This is a genomic window from Mesorhizobium sp. M5C.F.Ca.IN.020.32.2.1, assembly GCF_004023105.1.
Taxonomy (GTDB): Bacteria; Pseudomonadota; Alphaproteobacteria; order Rhizobiales; family Rhizobiaceae; genus Mesorhizobium; species Mesorhizobium wenxiniae.
In genome coordinates this window covers 1-2,266 of the sequence record NZ_RZSX01000956.1, presented here as the reverse complement: position 1 = coordinate 2,266, position 2,266 = coordinate 1, and the positions used below count along the sequence as shown (strand labels likewise).

The 2,266-nt window shown below is 61.6% G+C and carries 2 protein-coding genes and 1 pseudogene; 1 reads left to right on the top strand and 2 read right to left on the bottom strand.

What is annotated here, in order from left to right:
* Nucleotides 1-164 precede the first annotated feature (164 nt).
* Nucleotides 165-1,055 carry a helix-turn-helix domain-containing protein gene (locus EOA86_RS31410; RefSeq protein ID WP_128345159.1) on the bottom strand — a complete coding sequence of 297 codons (891 nt, stop codon included), beginning with the start codon at nt 1,053-1,055 and terminating at the stop codon, nt 165-167.
* Between the two features lie 54 nt (nt 1,056-1,109).
* Here EOA86_RS31410 and EOA86_RS31405 point away from each other — a divergent pair, with 54 nt between their 5' ends.
* Entirely contained in the window at nt 1,110-2,102 is a 993-nt protein-coding gene (locus EOA86_RS31405) for a zinc-binding dehydrogenase (RefSeq protein WP_164892173.1), read from the top strand.
* 75 nt (nt 2,103-2,177) lie between these two features.
* Here EOA86_RS31405 and EOA86_RS40800 read toward each other — a convergent pair.
* Nucleotides 2,178-2,266: pseudogene (locus EOA86_RS40800) on the bottom strand (gamma-glutamylcyclotransferase); the annotation flags it as partial.

Sequence of the window (2,266 nt, the reverse complement as noted above, 5' to 3'; positions counted from 1 at the left end):
GACCGAGACGACGTTTCTGCAAGACTGATCTCCGTGGGGAATGGAAAGGAGCGGGCGAAAAGCCCGGGCTTAACTAGGTCTCACCGCGCCGAGGTCAAAGGCCCGGCTGTCGTTTCCGATGGACCAGCGCTTCACAAAGGCGCGACTCGCCGCGCTCCAAATGTCTACTGGCTTTGGCGCCGGTATTCACCAGGCGGCAGTCCGACCACGCGGTTGAAAAGCCGGCTGAATGAGGCCGTATCCCGGTATCCGACCTGGTAACATATTTCCGAAATGCCGAGTTTGGTGCTTTCAAGAAGTGTTTTCGCGGCCTCAAGGCGCCGGTCTTGAATCCATCGGCCAGGAGTGGTGTGCAATTCATCGGAAAACCGGCGCGCCAGCGTTCGCGGCGACAGGCCGAGTTGCGCTCCAAGGAAGGCAAGGTCGAGCGCTCCGAGCTGTTTTCTGGATAAGGCTTCGAGCTGGTCGCGGAACGGCTCTTGCGTGGGCAGCAGATCGGTGAGCGGGAACTCGTAGGGCGTCTGGATCTGCCGCGACGGCGGCAGCACCAGCAATTTGTGGACCAGGCGCTCCTCCCTGGCGAAACCAAGATCCCGCAGAAGCGCCTTGCCGAGCTCCAAGCCTGAAAAACCGCCGCCGCAAGTGTAGATCCGTCCGTCCCCGATCAGCACACGTGACGCGTCCCAACGCACCTTCGGAAAGCGGCGCTGAGCATCGGTCTTCAGCCACCAGGAGATCGTCGCGCGCTTTCTGTCGAGAAGACCGGCGTCTGCCAGGAAGTAACCGGCCCCGCAATGCGCGGCGATGATGGCGCCGTCGCGTTGCGCGCTTGCGATAAGCGGCGCGGCGTGGCGGCTCTCTTCCTCCAGCGCGGCAACAAGCTCCGGGATTTGCATGCCGGGCATGGCCAGCAGGACCAGCAGGTCCATGCGATGCGAGGGTTCGCGTCTGGTGTGAAAGGAAATTCCGGGCGTCGTCGCGGCGTCGGCCTGCCGCGCCACGAATTCGAAGGAAATCGCCGGCGCGCCGCGAATGGTGTTCACCAGCTCGAACATTTCGACAAGTGTCGCGGCGACGGCCGACCAGATCGCCCGCTATTGGAGGCCGAGATGAAAGCAATCGTGTTTGACGCAATCGGCTCGCCGCAGGACGTGCTCTATCTGCACGACGTACCCATGCCGCGAATTGGCGACGGCGAGGTGCTGGTCAGGATGGTTTCCGCCTCGGTCAACCCTGGCGACTTCCTGTTCATCCAGAACCTCTATCCCGAACCGAAGAAGCCGCATTTTCCCCACCAGATCGCCGGAAACCATGGCGCCGGCATTATCGATGCCGTGGGCGCGAACGTCGCTTTGAAACCGGGCACGCTTGTCGCGTTCAGCCACTACAATAGCTGGGCCGAATATGCGGCCGTTCCGGCCGAATGGCTGATCCCGCTACCGGCGGACTATCCGCTCGAACGCGCCGGACAGATGGTGAACTCCATCACCGCCTGGGACCTGCTGGCGGATTCCCGTGTGCAGCCTGGACAGTGGCTGGCCGTCACGGCCGGCTATTCATCGGTTTCGACGATGGTGATGCAGTTCGCCAAACGGCGCGGCATCAACGTGATCGCGCTCGTGCGACGCTCTCACGACAGGCTGGACCTGAAGCGGCTTGGTGCCACCGCCACCCTCGATCTGTCGGATTTGAAGGTCGGCATCAGGGAAGCGGTCATGGACATGACCGGCGGCGCCGGGTTGAACGGGATCATCGACAATGTCGGCGGACCCGCCAGTGGCGAATTGATCCGCACCCTCGCGATGGGCGGGCAGATGGTCATCAATGGCGGCATGAGCAGCGAGCGTTTCGAACTGCACAATTTCGACGTGCTGCTGAGCGGCGTCGAGATCAGGGCAAATATCTACCGCTACTTCTTTTCGCCGCCTGTCGAAGCCGACCGTCCGGTGTTGCGCGAGATTGTTGACATCTTCGGCCAACCCGATTTCCATATCTCTGTCGGCGGCATCCATCCGCTGGCGCAGTTCGAGCTCGCCGTGGCAAACAGCCTGGATCGCGCCGATCTCGGAAAGCAGATTTTCAGGATGCAGCCCGGACCATGATCCCGAACCGAAGGTCAGCGAAGCAAAAAGTGGAACCGTTTTTCGGAAAGATCATGGTCAAACAACGAAAGAAGATCACGACCCGATCCGTTTCGCCACTTCTTCCAGCCAGTGGTCGCGGATCCCCAGCGCTTCGAGGTGCTCCAGCGTGCTGAGCACGCTGG

What these genes read in the sequence shown, in the direction of transcription:
- EOA86_RS31410 (WP_128345159.1), bottom strand. Translation starts at nt 1,055, where the DNA reads ATGTTCGAGCTGGTGAACACCATTCGCGGCGCGCCGGCGATTTCCTTC.
- EOA86_RS31405 (WP_164892173.1), top strand. Translation starts at nt 1,110, where the DNA reads ATGAAAGCAATCGTGTTTGACGCAATCGGCTCGCCGCAGGACGTGCTC.